Here is a 14,983-nt window from a genome sequence, read left to right as displayed (position 1 = left end):
TTATCATATATGATAATTTCGAAAAGTGATTCACGTAAACAGGACAGATTTAGAACACCAAAAGTAACAAATGTTCACAGGGTTGTAGTTGACTTTCCGTACATTTGAATATACTATGAGGGCAAGTTGGAAGAGAGAGCTTTTCCAGAATGAATGTTATAGACGAAAGAGACCTGCACGCGATTTGAGCATGGCTTGAATGGGGTGTTTTTTACTAAAGGAGATCTAATGAAATATTTTAAGCAGTTTGGCTGGATCATGATTGTGACCTGTATCGGTGAAATCATGAAATATTACATCCCTCTTCCAATTCCAGCAAGCATCTATGGACTTGTCTTAATGATGACTTTATTGATGACGGGTGTTGTTAAAATTGAAAAAGTGTACCAGGCAGGGACGTTTTTAATCGAGATTATGTCGTTAATGTTTATCCCGGCTGCCGTTGGAATTATCGAATCGTGGGATCAATTGCATCGTATTATTGTGCCAGTATCTATCATCACGATTATTACGACATTTGTAGTGATGATTGTTTCGGGGAAAGTAACGCAATACGTCCTCGAGAAAGGAGCCCAAGATGGTGAATCAACTCGTTCTTAATACAGCAACAATCGGGCTCGTGATTAGTATTATCGGTTTTGAAATTGGTGTATTTTTACGTGACCGTTATAAATGGCCAATCTTTAATCCGTTACTTGTAGCGATTATTTTCGTCATTATCGTATTAAATGTCTTTAATATCGACTATGATAGCTATTATGCGAGTGCGGATAATCTAAGCTATTTATTGACGCCCGCAACGGTCTGCTTAGCGATTCCGTTGTATCAACAAATCGAGCAATTGAAAAAGCATAAAGGCGCCATCTTTGCAGGAATTAGTGCAGGGGTATTAACGAGTTTATGTACGGTTTGGGTGTTATCATTGCTTTTCCAATTAACGCACGAAGAATACGTAACCTTATTGCCAAAATCCATTACGACTGCCATTGGAATGGGCTTGTCTCAAGAGACAGGTGGCTATGTGACAATTACTGTGGCGGTGATTATCCTGACAGGGGTTCTAGGAAATATGTTCTGTGAAATCATCTGTAAAGTAACAGGAATTACGCATCCGGTCGCGAAAGGGATTGCGATTGGAACGTCTTCCCATGCGATTGGGACGGCACGTGCCATGCAATTAGGGGAAGTCGAAGGTGCGATGAGTGGTTTATCCATTGTAATTTCGGGAATGATTACTCTTATTGGCACACAAATTTTTGCAGGGTTTATTTAAGAAGTGGAGAAAGAGCAGAATTTCTGTTTTTTCTCCTTTTTATTTTGACTTTTGTCATACAAATTTAATGGAATAGTATTCGAAAAACATATAGTATTTATGCGGATTTAGGACTATGATGGAGATGCATAAACTTCATATAGAAAAGAGCGAGCGTTATGGAAAAACATTGGTGGCAAGAAGTCGTCGTTTATCAAATTTATCCACGTAGTTTTAAAGATTCAAACGGAGATGGGATTGGCGATTTAAGAGGAATTATTGAAAAACTCGACTATTTATACACGCTAGGAATCGGAGCAATTTGGCTCTCTCCAGTTTATAAGTCGCCTAATGATGACAATGGTTATGATATTTCTGACTATGAAGACATCATGGACGAGTTTGGAACGATGGCGGATATGGAAGAATTAATCGATGAAGCCGATAAACGCGGGATTAAAATTGTGATGGATCTTGTTGTGAACCATACGTCTGATGAACATCATTGGTTTATTGAATCAAGAAAAGGAAAAGATAATCCATACCATGATTACTATGTGTGGGCGGACCCTGCTGAAGATGGCGGTGTGCCGACGGAATTACAGTCAGTCTTTTTAGGTAGTGCATGGAAATACGATGAAGCAAGTGGTCAATATTTCTTGCATTTATTTAGTCAAAGACAACCTGATTTAAACTGGGAAAATGAAAAAGTGCGTCAAGAAGTCTATGACATGATGAATTTCTGGATTGATAAGGGCGTTGGCGGATTCCGTATGGACGTAATTGATTTAATTGGGAAAATTCCATTAGAAGGGATTACTTCAAACGGGCCAAAATTGCATGATTATTTACAAGAAATGAATAAGGGGACCTTCGGAGATAAAGATTTATTGACGGTTGGGGAAACATGGGGAGCGACACCAGAAATCGCGAAACTCTATTCAAACCCAGAACGTCATGAATTATCGATGGTCTTCCAATTTGAACATTCACTCCTAGATAATGAGCCAGGTAAAGAGAAGTGGGACCTTAAACCGCTCGATGTAAGTGAATTAAAGGCGGTTCTTTCAAAATGGCAAACGGAACTTGGAAACGAAGGTTGGAATTCACTATTCTGGAACAACCATGATTTACCAAGAATTGTGTCACGGTGGGGGAATGATAAAGAGTACCGTGTTCGCAGCGCCAAGGCATTCGCTATCTTATTACATATGATGAAGGGAACGCCTTATATTTACCAAGGGGAAGAACTTGGATTGACGAATACGCTAGTTTCTAGCATTGAAGAGTTGGATGATATTGAGTCTATCAATATGTACCACGATCGTATCGCGAGAGGTTTTAGCGTTGAATCCATTATGGAGTCTCTAAATGCAAAAGGCAGAGACAATGCGCGTAGACCAATTCCGTGGACTGCCGAAGCAAATGGTGGATTTACGACGGGGACACCTTGGTTAGCTCTCAATCCAAATTACAAAGAGATTAACGTAGAGGCGGAACTCCAAAATCCAGACTCTGTATTCCATACGTATCGAAAACTCATTCAACTTAGAAAAGACCATCCAATCGTTGTTTGGGGCGATTATGAACTACTTGAGACTAATTCTAATGTGTTTGCATATTATCGCACGCTTGGGGAAGAAAGATGGTTGACAGTCGTGAATTTATCTGATTCCGAGGAAGAAATCTCTGTAGATGCCCGATTTAATAAGGTTTTAGTCGCTAATACAGAAGATGAGATTACAGATTTACACGCTTACAAACTTTCTCCATGGCAAGCCTTTGTAGTGGAATTGTCTGGCAATTGAAACAATTTTCATATATAATGTAAGTGCATAAAAATAGGCAGAATAAATTGTGAAATTTTTGTTAATAACTTTTCACAAACAAAGTTGCTAGATACTGTTGCAATAATAATTAAATTTGTGATAATATATATTTTTCATTCTACAAATGTGAAAAAATATGGTATAATAGTTTGAATAAAAATAAAAGGAGAAAGGGGATGGACGATGAAAGCATTTTTAGTGAAAATACAAGAAGGTTTTAAATCATTAGGTTTAGCGAGTCAATTGGGAATTACGTTAGGCCTATCTTTAGCGATGCTAGCAGGTGTATATGGTATTTCACAAGCGATGAGTCCGATGCAAAAAGTCACTCAAGTCGTAGAAGTACAAACAAGTGCGCCGACAAATTCGTCAACTCCTTCAAGTAGTACTGAAAAGAAAGAAGTCGCCGAGAAAAAGAAAGAGACAACTCAAGCGCCAACAACTGAATCTGTAACCACAGAAAAACAAGTGGTCACTGAAGAAGAAAAGAACACAAGAGAAGTTCAAGGAAATGTTGCTCAGGCAACTCCAAGCCAAGAACGCAGAAGAGAAGAGTCAGAAAATGGTCCTCAGACAAGAGAAGCAACTCCAACTGAAGCACCTACAGTTACTTCAAGTTCAGAAACAGTAGCAACACCACCACAACGATTGAAACCGTTAGGGAATACGGGACAAGAATTTGCAACGTTGGAACAAGCTTTAGCGTGGATGAAAGATCAATTGGACCAATCTTCAAAAGCACAAGAAGCTGGAAAACAAAATTGGGTTTACTCTGGAAGAGCGTATGAAATTCCATGGAGTGACGGGTCTACGACAGCAACCGTTGATTTAACGAAAATTGAGTCTTACACACCAGCTCCTACACCAACAGAAACAACTTCTGCACAGACGTTCGAAACGCCTGGAACAGATCATTTATAAAATTGAGCACTTTGGTAGCAATGCCGAAGTGCTTTTTTGGTGCTTATAGGATAGGAAACAAAGCAGGTTTATGATAAAATAAGCTTATCTTATTATAGGAGTGAATGTAAGTGGATAATAAAGGACGTCGTATTTTAAGCGCTATTATCTCGATTGTGATTATTGCAGTGTATGCATTTTTACGTTTCCAACGTTTTCAAGCAAAACAGGAACGCCAAAAAGCGCAGCAAGAGCAAGTGAAAAATTCTCAAGTGGTGCAACAAGCCTTGCAAGATAATCAAAACAAATTAAACGAAGCTGCTGCTAAAATTAAACAAGCAGCGGATAGCGTTAAAGACAAAAACTCAACAACTGAATCAGAAGAGTTGAAGAATGCTGAAATGAATAAAGAAATCGGAGAAGGATATAATATCGTCAAAAAAGATGGTAAATTCTATATTGTTAAAAACAATGATTTCTCAAAAGCAGTTGAATTAACAGGAGTAACAGAAGCACTTGTAATTCCTACTACAGAAGAAGAGAAAAACTTAAAATATAATGTATTAGTTGTTAAAAAAGACGGCGAATATCGAGTTGTTGATGAAACAAAAGATGGGAAAGACGTCTTAGTCTTAACAGGAGAAACCATCACTGAAGGTACAACCTTTGTATTAAAAGGTGACACGCTGTATATCAAATAACAGGATGCGAGGCAGAAAGACAGAAGACAAAAAAGAGCTCACAGTGTGAGCTCTTTTTGCTTCGTTGTCTTTCGCCCACACAGTTTATTAGACATTCTTGAATCACGAGTGATGAAAAGAATGTCAATAAACCACTGCGTTGAAGTGGATGCGTATAAACATGGAATTGTATAGCAAGTACAAATAACTTCTATGGAAGTCGTTTCTGCCTTTTCGAGTTCAACTATAGGATGTGAGCAATCGCGCTCAGAAATGGAACGTTGGACCGGAACACCGGAAGGGACGTGAAACGTTCCGCGGATGTTTCGGGAAACGCACGCCATTTCTGCGATTGCGAGCTCAACTACACCAGGATGTGAGTCTTCCCATCCAACTACACAAGATAAAAGAAAGGACATCAGCAAATTTGCTGATGTCCTTTTTCGTATTTTATTTAGTATATTGTGATTGCTCACATCTTTATTTTTGCGCCAACATGGTCACAAATCTCATTTTAATACGATTGCCGTTTTCGTCCGTTTTATGCAGTTGGCCAAAGTTTTCATTATATTTATGCAATGTCCAGCCTGTGTAGTAGTCTTTCAATTCGCCACTTGCAAAAGTCTTAGGGAAGTTCACTGGACATGGCGCGTCTTCTGTCGACATGGCCGCCACGATGAGGTTGAATCCACCAGGTGCAGTGTGTGATTGCATATTTTCAATCACATCTGGAATTGCATACGGATCTAAGAACATTAGTACCACTGTTGAAATAATGACGTCATAGAGACCTCCAGGAATATCTGCACTCTCAATATTATAAGGTTGAATATCGATATCAAGCCCTTCTGCTTCCGCAATCTGTGCTAATTTCGCAAGGCTCATCGAGTTGATGTCGAGCGAAGTCACATCGAAGCCTTTTTTCGCCAAGTACAAGCTGTTTCGTCCTTCGCCACTTCCAAGGTCGAGCACCTTTCCTTTTGGGAACTTCGGTGTTGCCTCAATCACTTCTGAGTGTGTACGTGTGAGGTCGTATTTTTTAGCAAAATAATCTTCAGGCGTACAATAGAAAGTAAGATAACATTTCAAGTCATCGCTTGCTGGAGAAACGCGGTGCCAAGCTTGAGGTTCGACGAATGGAATCTCGGAATCTTTTGTAAAGAGATGCTGGGCTAAAACATTTCCGTCCTCATCGAGTTCATAGAAGGTAAGCGCGCCTTCTAAAATCGTAAGGTGTGCCCAAGTACCCACTTTTGTATTATGCATTTTTCTAAACGGCTCTGGTAATGTTTCTGCCGTCCAAGTCGGCATTGTTTTATAAGGAATTAATTCGTGCTCCATAAGAAAGCTCCTTTCGAGGTTGTCATTCTCATTGTACAAGAAAATGAAAGGCTAGAAAAATATTAGCTATTATATAGTAGTTTTAAAACAGATATAACCAAAAGTTATAACCGGCAATAAAAAAGTGTTAATTGACTAGAAGGTGGTTTGTTGGTATCCTATTAACATGTTTATAAGACACGTTGATGAGAAGAGTAAAAGTGGAACTTTTCAGTAGAGAGTCTCGGTTGGTGAAAAGAGACATGAGTGGAAGCTTTGAAGATGGCCTCGGAGTGTTAATCGTTGAATGATTAGGCGATTACGGGTAAGCCCGATACAGCTTTCTGTTTTGATTGAAACAGACGGAGATAGTATTTGTGAGAATACTATAAACAAAGGTGGTAACACGAGAATTTGACTCGTCCTTTTGCTAACCCATGTTAGTGAGGGGACGATTTTTGTTTGAAGAAAAGAAAGGAGAACACATGATTAAATTAGAAAATATCGACGTGACCTTTACGCAAGGCAAGAAAGTCGTAAAAGCCGTTCGAAATGTTTCTGTCGATGTGGAAGACGGGGATATCTATGGAATTATCGGATATAGTGGTGCTGGTAAAAGTACTCTAGTTCGTACCATTAACTTACTTCAACGTCCAACAAGCGGAACAGTTGAAGTCAATGGCATCGATTTATTGAAATTGAAACCAAATGAATTGCGTGACGCACGTAAGAAAATTGGAATGATTTTCCAACACTTCAACTTAATGAATACGTTAAGCGTCTTTGACAATGTGGCTTTCCCGCTGAAAAAAGCGAAGAAACCGCTAGTGGAAGAAGGAGAAACAGCTGTTGATCCAACCGCGGAACCAAAATTGGTGAAGTTGACGAAGAAAGAAATTAAAGAGAAAGTTGATTCTCTACTGCAATTGGTTGGTCTTGAAGATAAGGCAAATAGCTATCCAAGCCAACTCTCTGGGGGACAAAAACAACGTGTGGCGATCGCCCGTGCGTTAGCCAACGACCCAGACGTATTGCTCTGTGACGAAGCGACAAGTGCGCTTGACCCTAAAACAACTTACTCAATCTTAGAGTTGTTGAAGAAAGTTAATGAGCAATTAGGAATTACGATTGTGATTATCACGCATGAGATGCAAGTCGTAAAAGAAATTTGTAATAAGGTTGCCGTAATGGAAGATGGTGAAGTGATTGAGCAAGGAACAGTGCTTGATATCTTTACAAATCCACAACGCAACTTAACGAAAGACTTTATCGATACAGCTACTCATATCAACCAAGGAATTGAAACAGTTCTCTCACACGAACAGTTATTGAATCTGAAGGATGGAGATTACTTAGTGAAAATTTCATTCGTCGGTGCTTCAACAGGGGAACCGTTGATTACGAAATTATCGACACAATTCCAAGTAGCAGCGAACATCTTATTCGCCAACGTAGAAATCATCCAAGAAACTCCAGTAGGAACATTATTGGTTGGTCTATCTGGTGAACAAGCAAGCATCGAGAGTGCACTTTCTTACATTAAAGGACAAGGCGTTTCAGTAGAAGTCTTAGAAGAAAAGGGAGGTGCCTAAGATGAATTTATTAGCCTTTATTGATTTTAAAACTTGGTTCCCAAACATCGATGCTAAAGTATGGTTGGAAATTCAAAAAGCAACCTTTGATACATTAATCATGGTTGGGTTAACAGGTTTAATCGCGGGTATCTTAGGAATTGCCTTAGGTGTGACACTGGTTGTAACACGTGAAGGGAACATCCTTGAAAATAAAGGATTGTACTTGGTGCTTGATAAAGTGGTGAACTTATTCCGTTCGATTCCATTTATCATCCTTGCCATGTTACTGATTCCAGTGACTCGTGCAATCGTAGGAACAACCATTGGTATTCCAGGAGCTATCGTTCCGCTAGTATTCGCAACCGTTCCATTCTACTCTCGTCAAGTGCAATTAGCATTGACTGAAGTAGATAAAGGGGTTATCGAAGCGAGTGAAGCAATGGGATGTACACCGCTAGAAATTATCTTCCGCGTGTACTTAAAAGAAGGCTTGCCAAGCTTAATCCGTGCAAGCTCACTAACAATTATCAGCTTAATTGGTTTAACAACCATGGCCGGAGCGTTTGGTGCCGGCGGTATCGGTAACGTAGCCATCTCACGAGGTTATAACCGATTCCAAGGAGACGTAATCGTGGTAGCTACAATTATCATGTTAATCATCGTCTTCATCACCCAAGCAATCGGTGACTATTTAGAGAAAAAAACCACTAAATAACAGGATGTGAGTCTTCGCGGTTAGAAATCGACCACTGGACCAAACCAACGCAAGCATCGTTAAAAACGATGTGCGTATGGTTTGGGAAGTGGACGCGATTTCTGCGAAGACGAACTCAACTACACAGGATGTGAGCTTTCGAGCCCAACAGCCCGAGTTCAACTACACCAGGATGTGAGCAATCGCATCAAAAAACAAAAACAAACTAACTCAAAAGGGGAAAACAAAATGAACTTTAAAAAATTATTCGTAGCTGCAGCGGCAGCATTATCATTAGCAGCATGTGGAGCTGCACAAACATCAAACTCATCAAGCTCAGCTTCATCAGAAGCTAAACAAGAAAACAAACACGTGAAAATCGGTGTTAACGCTGGTAACCACGAAGTTTGGGACGATGTTATTGCTCGTTTGAAAGAAAAAGAAGGTATTGAAGTTGAATTAGTAGAATTCACTGACTACGTACAACCTAACCAAGCGTTAGAAAACGGCGACGTTGATTTAAACTCATTCCAAACAATTATTTACTTAGAACGTTTCAACAAAGAACAAGGAACACACATCAAACCAATCGGCTACACAGTAATTGCTCCAATGGGTGTGTACTCTAAGAAAATTAAAAATGTAAGTGAATTAAAAGATGGCGATACAATTGCTATTCCTGAAGATACTTCAAACAACTCACGTGCATTACGTTTACTACACGCAGCTGGCGTAATCAAATTAAAAGATCCTAACAACACTTTAGCAACTCAAGATGATATCGTTGAAAATCCTAAAAACATCCAAATCAAAGAATTACCTGCTGGACAAACAGCTCGTGCTTTAGATGATGTTGCTGCTTCATTAATCAACAACGGTTTCGCTGTTGAAGCTGGATTCCAACCAACAAAAGACTCTATCTTTATTGAACAAATTACTGATTCTTCACAACCTTACTACAACGTAATCGCTGCTAAAGAAGGTAATGAAAACAACGAAGTTTACAAAAAAATCGTAGAATACTACCAATCACCAGAAACAGCTAAGAAAATCGAAGAAGTTTCAAAAGGTGCTAACGTACCAGTTTGGGAAAAAGCTAAATTAAAATAAAAAAACCTTAAGAGGCGTGCCTAGCATGCCTCTTTATTCAATGAAAGAAGGCAAAAACGATGAGCGAAATTAAACAAAAAGCACAAGCGTTAAACGAATATCTTGTCGCAACAAGAAGACATTTTCATGAAAATCCAGAATCAAGCTTAAAAGAGTACGATACTGCTGCCTACATTCAAAAAGAATTAACTGCATTTGGAATCCCATTTGAAAAAGTAGCTGAAACAGGGACGTTAGCTATTATTAAAGGTGGTAAAGGAGAAGGAAAGACCGTTTTACTTCGTGCCGATATCGATGCGCTAGAACTTCCTGACTGCACTGGCAAACCTTATGCTTCTAAACGTCCTGGGTTAAACCATGCCTGCGGACATGATGCGCATACGACAATGGGGTTAGGAACGGCAAGAGTCCTGAACGAATTGAAAGACAGCTTTGCAGGGACCGTCTTAATCGCATTTCAACCAGCAGAAGAAATCGGTGCGGGAGCGAAGCAATTTGTCGCTTCTGGAAAAATTGACAACATCGATGAATCATTTGCGATTCACGTCAATTCAGGATTGCCTGTCGGATCGTTTGCAGTTAAAGGTGGACCGGTGAATGCTTCATGTGATATTTTCAAAATCAAAATCACAGGAAAGAGCGCTCACGTAGGACGTCCTCATTTAGGGCATGATGCGCTAGTGACAGCCAGTGAAGTGGTTGTGGCTTTGCAAACCATCGTCGCTCGTGAAGTGAATCCAATCGACCGTGCTGTTGTCGGAGTGGGTAAATTAAATGCAGGAACTCGCTATAATATCGTTGCTAATGATGCTGAAATCGAAGGAACGATTCGTGCGTTTAGCCATGAAACACGTGAACACTTAAAAGAAGCTGTTACACGTATTGCCAAAGGAATTGCTGAACTCAATCGTTGTGAATTTGAAATTGATTGGTATGATGCAGCAGCTCCAGTCATTAACACTCCAGAGTTAGCCGAAGAATTCCAAAAAGTGGTTGCACAAGTAGAGGGGATTGATAACCTCATTACAAATTATGAATTGTCAATGGGTGCCGATGACTTTGCGGATTACGTAGTGAATAAACCTGGTGTTTATGGCTTATTAGGAAGCCAATCTGGCGAAGAGACAGCTTATGGGCACCACCATGAAAAATTCGACATCGATGAGCGTGTATTAGCACTTGGTGTTGAAATTGAAGTGAAGTATTTCTTAAGCAGACTTGCGTAAGAAAATGAGTGGAAAGGGTCGAAATGTTTTTTCGGCCTCTTTTTTATATAAAAACGTTAAAAAACTTTAATATTTGTGGAATTGTCATAGGCAAGAAAGAAGCCGTATGCTATAATTCTTTTGTATCTGAAAATAGAACAGTTGTTTTTCAGAAAGAGATTTTGAAAAGGTGCTCGGGAGCGGATTATGAAACCATTATTAGAACAATTAGAATTAAATACGAAACAAGATAAAGTTGTTTACCGACACGATTTAATGCCGGAAGAAGAGTTGACAGCAAGTCTTGTCTGGGAGTACTCGGATAAATTAGCAGCGTACTTACATGAAACGTACAAAGGGGATAAATCTCCAATCGTTGTTTATGGGCATAAGCATCCATTTATGTTGGTCTTTTTCTTGGCTTGTGTGAAATCAGGTCATGCCTATTGTCCGGTTGATGTGAATACACCAATCGACCGCGTTGAAGATATTATCGCAACCGTGAAGAGTCCAGTCGTACTCGTGAGTGAAGAAATTTCACTAGATGCACCAACGTTGACAGTCCCTGAAGCGAAAGAAGTGATTGCTTCAACGACCAAACGTATTTCAAAAGAACATTATGTTCAAGGTGAAGATATTTTCTATATTATCTTTACTTCAGGAAGTACAGGGAAGCCAAAAGGAGTTTCGATTACTTACAATAACTTGAACCACTTCTTAGATTGGTATACGGGTTATTACAAAGAGAAAGGGCCTCAAGTTTTTCTTGGGCATCCGCCATTCTCATTTGATTTATCGGTGATGTCGCTTTGGCCAGCACTCTATATGCATGCGCCACTTGTTCAAATTGATAAAGAGCATTTGCAAGACTTCAAAGTGTTGTTTAAAACATTAGAAGAATCGAAAGCAACGGTATGGATTTCAACGCCATCATTTGCGGAAATGTGCTTGGTGGATCCAAGTTTCAACCAAGAACTACTTCCTGAATTAGAGCAGTTTGTCTTCTGTGGAGAGAAGTTATTTAGTTCCACTGTTGAAAAGCTAATGGAACGATTCCCACGTGCGGAAGTGGTGAACACATATGGACCAACGGAATCAACCGTTATGGTAACGTGGATGCCATTAACACGAGAATTGTTAGAGAAGTATCCAGATAATCTGCCCGTAGGTGTGATTAAACCTGGGACGACTGTCTTGATTGATGGCCCAGAAAGCGGCGAAATCGTTATTTACGGAAATACTGTGGCAAAAGGTTATTATGAAAACCCTGAAATGAATGCGAAACATTTCTTTGAAGTAGATGGAGAGCGTGCATATCGTACAGGGGACGTGGGACATTTCGAAGGAGATTTATTGTTCTGCGAAGGACGAATCGATTTCCAAATCAAATTACATGGGCACCGTATCGAGTTGGAGGATATTGACAATAACTTATTGAAGAATCCGAAAATTCGTCAGGCCGCAACGGTTCCTTCGATGGCAGATGAGAAAGTAAAATCCATTACTTCGTTTGTCGTGTATAACGAGCCGATTGAAAAACGTTTTGAAACAGTCAAACTCGTGAAAAAAGAATTGGCGCAACATGTGCCGGAATATATGATTCCAAAGAAAGTCGTCTTCTTAGACGAAATGCCATTAAATAACAATGGTAAAATTGATAAAAAACAATTAAAGGAGCTTGTGTAGTCGATGCATTATTTTGAAGGTCTCTCTTTCTTCATGACGCTAGGACTCGTATTAATCGTAGCGTTCATATTAAATGTCTTTCAAAAATCTACGTATTATCTATCATTACTATTCTCATTAGTGATGGTCTATTTCGTGTTCATTAAAACACCGGACCAACTGATTGCACTATTGGGATTTGTATTGGTGGGGTACATTTTGATGCAGTTGACCTCTAAGCTTAAAGAGCGGAAGAAGACGATGCCAATCATGGTGTTGTTAGCAGGATTGCCGTTAATTGTGGTGAAACTATTGCCAGTATTTAAGGTGAATGGATTTGGATTTTTAGGAATTTCATATATGACCTTCAAATTAGTCCAAATCATTATCGAGATGTATGACGGGTTGATTGAAAAGCCGATCTCTGTTCTCGATTACACACATTTCTTGTTATTCTTTCCAGCGCTCAGTTCCGGACCGATTGACCGTAGTCGCAGATTTATGGACGATTGGCACAAACAAAGAAGCCGAGGAGAGTACTTAGAACTCGCAGGGACAGGTATTTTTAGATTAGTTTTAGGTTTATTCTATAAATTGGTATTATCCGGAATGGTATTCCAACATATGAATGGACCGATGGGGAAAGACGTGACCTATCTCATCGGGTATATGTATCTTTACACCGCATACTTGTTCTTTGATTTTGCTGGATATAGTTTAATGGCGGTAGGGGCAAGTAATATTCTTGGTGTTGAAACGCCAATGAACTTTAACTTCCCATTTATCAGTATCGATATTAAAGACTTCTGGAACAGATGGCATATTACGCTATCGACATGGCTGCGTGACTTTGTGTTCTCACGTGTTGTAATGCGATTCATGCGTAAGAAAGTCTTCAAGAAGAGACTGACGACGGCGATGGTGGCCTATATGATCAATATGACCTTCATGGGATTTTGGCATGGGGTGACGCTGGACTACATCATCTACGGTGTGTATCACGGAGTGCTGATGGCGTCATTTGAATGGTATCAGAAGAAGTCGAAGTTTTATAAGAAAAACAAGAATAAGACATGGTATAAAATCACAAGCTGGCTCATTACGATGCATTTAGTAATGTTAGGATTCTTGATTTTTTCAGGAAAACCATTATTATGGATAAGTAAATTAATTTCAATGCAATAGGAGGGATTTCCGTGGAAGAAAGAATTTTAGAAATTTTAGAAGAAATTTGCGAAGATGAAGTAGTATACGAAGATAAAGACATCAACTTAAAAGAAGAAGGGTTAATGGATTCATTAGCATTCGTTGAACTTCTTGTTCGCTTAGAAGAGTTCGGTATCGAAGTGGCTCCAACAGAAGTGACTTACGAAGAAATCGATACTCCAAATAAAATTATTAAACACGTTTCAGAACGTGTTGGTTAATTTGAAATAGTAAAAGGCGCTTCCTGTGAGGGGAGCGCCTTTTTGTGTGTTTAGAATTTAATATTTAATAGTTCGTTTACTTCGGTATAAGCAGATTGGATTCGCTCAAGCGTTTCTTTATCGACGGTATGCTCTAGAGGCCCGCCTGGGATATAGTTTTCAGCAAGAAAGACTTGGTAGTCGTAGGCAGGGCCTCCCATAAAACTGCGGTCAATTTCAGTCCGTGAAACCCATGTTGGATGAGCTTTAACACTTGTGAGTGTTGTCTTCCCATTTTCTTTTTCGATGGTGATGTCCATAATCACACCACGCTCGGTCCAGATATTTTCCAAAGTTTCGACGCGTTGATTCGAAAGAAGATTTCCCATTGAGTAGATGATAAATTTCTTTTCACCGTCTTTTGTGATCGTTTCGGTCGGTTCAATCACGTGTGGGTGTCCGCCAAAAATGACATCGGCACCCCATTCGATCATTTGGTGATACGTATCAATTTGTCCTTGTGTTGGATGAAGGTGGTACTCTTCTCCCATTTGTGGCAACACAATCGTAAAATCGGCAATTTCTTCAGCGCGCTGGATGAGCTGTTTCACCTTTTGCATGTTCAAATCGTATAAGTGGTTGTTATATTCTTCGTCGGTAAGGCTTGCTTCGATTCCGTTGAAGCCATACGCAAATCCAAGGATAGCGACTTTAATGCCATTGACTTCTTTTACAAGAATGCCTTCTGATGGGTCGACTTTTACCCCGAAAATATCAAGTCCGTTTTTGCGGAAAGCATTGGCTGTGTATTTCAACCCTTCGATGCCTGTATCAAGAATATGATTATGCGCTAAGTCGAGTACATCGTATCCGGCGTCCTTAATACTCTGAATCACTTCTTCGGGCGCGTTAAAAATCGGATAACCAGCAAGAGGTTCGTTTGGATTGATGGTTCCTTCGAAATCGCCGATTGCAAGGTCTGCGCTGGATACGAGAGGTGTAATTTGCTCGTAGTCGTTTTTGAAATCATATGATGTCCCATCAAATGCACTTCCATAAACAATATCATGATAGAGCATATCTCCGCTTGCGGTGATGCGAGCAACTTGCTTATTCGTTGGTGGTGACTGCGGGTTATTTGGTGTGGAAGCATCTTGATTTTGTTCAGAGGATGGTTTCGCGGTTTGAACGGTCTCTATATTTTCTTGTGCAGAAGGGCGCGTAACAAATCCTGCTGCAATCGTAAATACAGATAAGATACAAATCCCATAAAATTCCATTCGCTTTATTTTGTCGCTCTGTGAATTACCTCTCATAAATTCCCCTCCAATACCTGTTGTAACTGTAT

14 protein-coding genes and 1 other annotated feature are annotated in these 14,983 nt (G+C 39.7%); of the genes, 12 read left to right on the top strand and 2 right to left on the bottom strand.

Going from position 1 to position 14,983, the window contains the following annotated elements; all coding sequences use genetic code 11:
- Window positions 1–228 precede the first annotated feature (228 nt).
- The 5 genes from O3798_RS05145 to O3798_RS05125 all read left to right on the top strand — a co-directional run bounded on the left by O3798_RS05145 (window position 229) and on the right by O3798_RS05125 (window position 4,682).
- Window positions 229–600, top strand: coding sequence for a CidA/LrgA family protein (locus O3798_RS05145; RefSeq protein ID WP_175814537.1), 372 nt, complete (start codon window positions 229–231; stop codon window positions 598–600).
- Window positions 578–1,273, top strand: a complete 696-nt coding sequence (locus O3798_RS05140) for an LrgB family protein (protein ID WP_371463743.1) — start codon at window positions 578–580, stop codon at window positions 1,271–1,273. Before O3798_RS05145 ends, O3798_RS05140 begins: the two co-directional genes overlap by 23 nt.
- 158 nt (window positions 1,274–1,431) lie before the next feature.
- Complete coding sequence (locus O3798_RS05135; RefSeq protein WP_371463741.1) at window positions 1,432–3,060, top strand: alpha-glucosidase; 1,629 nt, start codon at window positions 1,432–1,434, stop codon at window positions 3,058–3,060.
- Between the two features lie 204 nt (window positions 3,061–3,264).
- Window positions 3,265–4,002 (top strand): hypothetical protein, encoded by a 738-nt coding sequence (locus O3798_RS05130; RefSeq protein WP_371446323.1) that lies wholly within the window; start codon window positions 3,265–3,267, stop codon window positions 4,000–4,002.
- Between the two features lie 110 nt (window positions 4,003–4,112).
- Complete coding sequence (locus O3798_RS05125; protein WP_371463739.1) at window positions 4,113–4,682, top strand: hypothetical protein; 570 nt, start codon at window positions 4,113–4,115, stop codon at window positions 4,680–4,682.
- A gap of 459 nt (window positions 4,683–5,141) precedes the next feature.
- On the opposite strand, the gene tehB is transcribed toward O3798_RS05125, so the two are convergent.
- A complete protein-coding gene (gene tehB, locus O3798_RS05120) occupies window positions 5,142–6,002 on the bottom strand; it encodes an SAM-dependent methyltransferase TehB (protein WP_371463737.1) in 861 nt (286 codons plus the stop codon).
- A 173-nt stretch (window positions 6,003–6,175) separates the two neighbouring features.
- Window positions 6,176–6,411, top strand: a binding site (T-box leader).
- 55 nt (window positions 6,412–6,466) lie between these two features.
- Here tehB and O3798_RS05115 point away from each other — a divergent pair.
- From O3798_RS05115 to dltC, 7 genes are all read left to right on the top strand, one after another.
- Window positions 6,467–7,573 carry a methionine ABC transporter ATP-binding protein gene (locus tag O3798_RS05115; protein WP_371463735.1) on the top strand — a complete coding sequence of 369 codons (1,107 nt, stop codon included), beginning with the start codon at window positions 6,467–6,469 and terminating at the stop codon, window positions 7,571–7,573.
- A 1-nt stretch (window position 7,574) separates the two neighbouring features.
- On the top strand, window positions 7,575–8,270 hold the full coding sequence (locus O3798_RS05110; RefSeq protein ID WP_371463733.1) for a methionine ABC transporter permease: 696 nt from the start codon (window positions 7,575–7,577) through the stop codon (window positions 8,268–8,270).
- A 228-nt stretch (window positions 8,271–8,498) separates the two neighbouring features.
- Window positions 8,499–9,359, top strand: a complete 861-nt coding sequence (locus O3798_RS05105; protein ID WP_371463731.1) for a MetQ/NlpA family ABC transporter substrate-binding protein — start codon at window positions 8,499–8,501, stop codon at window positions 9,357–9,359.
- Between the two features lie 59 nt (window positions 9,360–9,418).
- Window positions 9,419–10,585, top strand: coding sequence for a M20 family metallopeptidase (locus tag O3798_RS05100; protein WP_371463729.1), 1,167 nt, complete (start codon window positions 9,419–9,421; stop codon window positions 10,583–10,585).
- Window positions 10,586–10,771: 186 nt separating this feature from the next.
- On the top strand, window positions 10,772–12,250 hold the full coding sequence (gene dltA, locus O3798_RS05095; protein ID WP_371463727.1) for a D-alanine--poly(phosphoribitol) ligase subunit DltA: 1,479 nt from the start codon (window positions 10,772–10,774) through the stop codon (window positions 12,248–12,250).
- A gap of 3 nt (window positions 12,251–12,253) precedes the next feature.
- Complete coding sequence (dltB, locus tag O3798_RS05090; RefSeq protein WP_371463725.1) at window positions 12,254–13,414, top strand: D-alanyl-lipoteichoic acid biosynthesis protein DltB; 1,161 nt, start codon at window positions 12,254–12,256, stop codon at window positions 13,412–13,414.
- A gap of 11 nt (window positions 13,415–13,425) precedes the next feature.
- Window positions 13,426–13,656, top strand: a complete 231-nt coding sequence (dltC, locus tag O3798_RS05085) for a D-alanine--poly(phosphoribitol) ligase subunit DltC (protein ID WP_371446315.1) — start codon at window positions 13,426–13,428, stop codon at window positions 13,654–13,656.
- A 50-nt stretch (window positions 13,657–13,706) separates the two neighbouring features.
- Here dltC and O3798_RS05080 read toward each other — a convergent pair whose 3' ends face one another.
- Window positions 13,707–14,951 (bottom strand): CapA family protein, encoded by a 1,245-nt coding sequence (locus O3798_RS05080; protein ID WP_371446314.1) that lies wholly within the window; start codon window positions 14,949–14,951, stop codon window positions 13,707–13,709.
- Window positions 14,952–14,983: the final 32 nt, after the last annotated feature.

It is taken from the genome of Granulicatella sp. 20925_1_45 (genome assembly GCF_041433555.1).
GTDB lineage: Bacteria > Bacillota > Bacilli > Lactobacillales > Aerococcaceae > Granulicatella.
Note: the sequence above shows the minus strand (reverse complement) of the source record. Positions and strands in the feature narration are given on the sequence as shown.